The sequence below is a fragment of the Candidatus Hakubella thermalkaliphila genome (assembly GCF_013281975.1).
GTDB lineage: Bacteria > Actinomycetota > Humimicrobiia > Hakubellales > Hakubellaceae > Hakubella > Hakubella thermalkaliphila.
On the sequence record NZ_BLRZ01000153.1, the window covers coordinates 1 to 3,180 of the forward strand.

General features: G+C 47.0%; 3 protein-coding genes. All 3 read left to right on the forward strand.

The features are described 5' to 3' along the window. Positions 1 to 87 precede the first annotated feature (87 nt). From HW443_RS10140 to HW443_RS10150, 3 genes are read left to right on the forward strand one after another with little or no spacing between them, the layout of a single operon-like run. Complete coding sequence (locus HW443_RS10140; protein WP_176236809.1) at positions 88 to 498, forward strand: branched-chain amino acid ABC transporter permease; 411 nt, start codon at positions 88 to 90, stop codon at positions 496 to 498. Position 499: 1 nt separating this feature from the next. Further along, positions 500 to 2,176, forward strand: coding sequence for a branched-chain amino acid ABC transporter ATP-binding protein/permease (locus tag HW443_RS10145; protein WP_176231868.1), 1,677 nt, complete (start codon positions 500 to 502; stop codon positions 2,174 to 2,176). Beyond that, positions 2,177 to 2,896 carry an ABC transporter ATP-binding protein gene (locus HW443_RS10150; RefSeq protein ID WP_176231867.1) on the forward strand — a complete coding sequence of 240 codons (720 nt, stop codon included), beginning with the start codon at positions 2,177 to 2,179 and terminating at the stop codon, positions 2,894 to 2,896. Positions 2,897 to 3,180: the final 284 nt, after the last annotated feature.

Below are 3,180 nucleotides of genomic sequence, written 5' to 3' on the forward strand. Positions count from 1 at the left end.
GGCTTGAAAAGCTCAAAGCGTTCTTGAATATGTTCAGTGTTCATGCAAATAGTATAGCGTGAACACCAGAAATGATCAAGTTATTTTATGACAATTCCTAAGACTGGTAAAGCCATCAGGGCAACATCCAGCAATCCGGAGCTTGCCTTATCCTCCGGCATTAATATTAATAGAGTAACCTGGGTGACCTGGTTTATCGGAGCTGCCCTGGCTGGCACTGCCGGGCTGTTCAGAGCTGCTGCAACCAGGCTCTCACCAATGTTGGGCTGGGACATTTTTTTGCCCACTGCTGCCGTTACTGTACTGGGGGGAATAGGCAGCTTTTACGGGGCTATAGCTGCTGCCTTCATCATTGGGTTGGCTGAGAACATAGGAGTAGTAGCTCTAATAAACCTGGGAATTTCGACAGAATATCGCATGGCAGTAGCCTTTCTGATTTTAATTGTGACTTTAATTGTCAGACCGCAGGGACTGGCCAGAATGTTTAGGAGAACCTAGCATGGATCCCCTTATCTATATTCTGGACATTATAGTTTTCGTCGGCATCTTTGCTATAGTTGCCTTAAGCCTGAACTTAGAATACGGCTTTGCCGGTCTGGGAAATTTCGGCAAAGCAGCCTTCTTTCTGATCGGCGCTTATACCTATGCCCTTTTAGCTGGAACCGGGCTTCCTTTTTCCCTGTGCTTTATTATCGCTACCTTAGTGTCGGGGATAGCTGGCTTTCTGATTTCCTTGCCTGCCTTGAGGTTAGGGGAAGACTATCTGGCTATAGTGACCCTGACCTTCGGAGAGATTCTAAGGTTGGTGGTTAGAGCGGAGCATTGGATTGCTGGAGGGGTCTGGGGGACTAGTATCCCTCCAGCTATTTCTTGGCCAGGTGCCTCTTCCCGAATGATGATTGTGGCAAATATAGGCCTGGTTTATTTCTGCCTGCTTCTCTGTTTCATTTTTGTCCAACTGGTGACCAACTCCCCTTATGGTAGGGTGATTCGGGCGATAAGGGAAGATGAGGTAGCCGCAGAGACATTGGGCAAGGATAGGTTTAAGTATAAGGCTCAGGTATTCATGCTCGGTTCAGGCCTGGCTGGACTTGGTGGCGCTCTTTTTGCTCAATATGTTCAGTTTATCGACCCTTATATGTTTATGCCCATGGTCACCTTTACGGTGTGGATAATGGTTATTCTGGGAGGACCGGCTAATAACTGGGGAGCATTGCTGGGAGCTATCCTTGTGGTGCTTTTTGGCAAAGGGACCAGGATAGCTAAGGATTACCTTCTTTTACCTATTGACCCGTATAATCTACAATATATGCTATTGGGTCTTTTAATCCTGTTCATTTTGTTTTACCGGCCTCAAGGCGTATTAAAGGAGAATCAAATCAAGACTACAGCGGTGGGGGTAGCTTCACAATGGCTGAGGCGCTCTTTAAAGATAAGAGAAGTGGAAAAAAACTTTGGTGGTCTCCGGGCAGTAGATAAAGTGAGCCTCGATGTAGGTATGGGTAGCATTGTGGGCCTGGTGGGACCCAACGGCAGTGGCAAGACCACCTTGTTCAATATCGTCTTCGGACTTCGTAAGCCTGATTGTGGCAGCATCTACTTCAATGGTCAACGCATTGACCGCCTGGCTCCCCACGAGGTTTACGCGAGGGGACTGGCTAATGCCTTTCAATTGCCTCGCCTCTTTTATCGCTTAACTGTGCTGGACAACATGCTCCTGGCAGCTCGAGGGCATAAGGGAGACGGTTTTTTATCGAGCGTTTTCTTGAGGAAGGGATGGCAGGCCCAGGAGAAAGAGCTAGCTGAGAAGGCTTTGGAACTCCTTGAGCTCCTGGAATTGGATCATTTGGCTCTTTCCCCGGCTGGGGAGTTATCTGGTGGGCAAAGAAAGCTCCTGGAGATAGGCAGAGCGCTTATGGCTGACCCGGTTTTGTTGCTTCTGGATGAGCCAGCAGCGGGAATAAACCCGAACCTGGGGAGAAAGATCTTTTGTAAAATGGAGGATTTCCGCCAGAGGGGGTTGAGTTTTCTCGTGATTGAACATAGGCTAGAAATGTTGTTTGAGTTCGCCCACTGGATTTATGTTATGGACAAAGGGAAAATAGTGGTTGAAGGCAAACCAGAAGCAGTGGCAAAGAACCCTATTTTCTATGAGATATATCTGGGGGAAGAATAGATGGCACCTATTCTTGTAGCCGAAAACGTAGATGCTGGTTATGGTGACGTGGTCATTGTTCACAATGTTTCCCTTGAAGTAGGCGAAGGCGAGACGGTGGCTATCGTTGGTCCCAATGGAAGTGGCAAATCAACCTTGATTAAGAGTCTTCTTGGCTTTGCCAGGCTTTTTCATGGTCGAGTCTTTTATGAAGGGAAAGATATTACTGGTATAACTCCTGACCGGGCGGTAAATCTGGGGATAGGTTACGTCCCCCAAATCAACAGTGTTTTTACCAATCTGACGGTAGCCGAGAACCTGGAAATGGGGGCCTACATCAGAAAGGGTAGAGCCTCAATCAAAGCTGATATGGCAGAGATTTACCAGATGTTCCCCGAGCTGGAGGCAAGGAAAAGGATGTGGGCAGGGAACCTGAGCGGTGGAGAGAGGCAAATGCTGGCTATAGCCAGAGCGATGATGGCTAATCCAAAGGTTTTATTGCTCGATGAACCTCTGGCTTCCCTATCGCCTAAGGCTGTCTCCGTCATCCTTTCCAAAATGGAGAAGATAAGAGAAAGCGGTACGGCCATAGTGATAATCGAGCAAAATGTTAAGAAGGCTCTGGATTCCTCTCAACGAGGTTATATTCTTGTTGCAGGTGCTTGCATCATGGAGGGTGATTCCGCCTTCATCCTTTCTGATGATACCGCTAAGCGTCGCTATGTGGGGCTGAAAGCCTGAGGAGCGTTGACAACTGCATAAATGCACTGTAGTATAACCTGGTACAAATGTCTTACAATCTGAGGTCACAAGGAGGTGGCAAAGCACAATGAACTAATCTCAGAGTTTTTAAAGCTAGAGAAGACGCGTTATTTGTTGAAAGTTGATCTTTTTCTGATGAGTGCGTATTCTGGTGAATTTTACCACTGATTCCGCTGCAAAGTTACCACTTTACAAACCATTCATATTTCTCCTCTCCATGATATAAAAGTGGTAAGTTTAGGTCAATGAATTTCCTGTTTTTC

What these genes read in the sequence shown, in the direction of transcription:
- HW443_RS10150 (WP_176231867.1), top strand. Translation starts at nt 2,177, where the DNA reads ATGGCACCTATTCTTGTAGCCGAAAACGTAGATGCTGGTTATGGTGAC.
- HW443_RS10145 (WP_176231868.1), top strand. Translation starts at nt 500, where the DNA reads ATGGATCCCCTTATCTATATTCTGGACATTATAGTTTTCGTCGGCATC.
- HW443_RS10140 (WP_176236809.1), top strand. Translation starts at nt 88, where the DNA reads ATGACAATTCCTAAGACTGGTAAAGCCATCAGGGCAACATCCAGCAAT.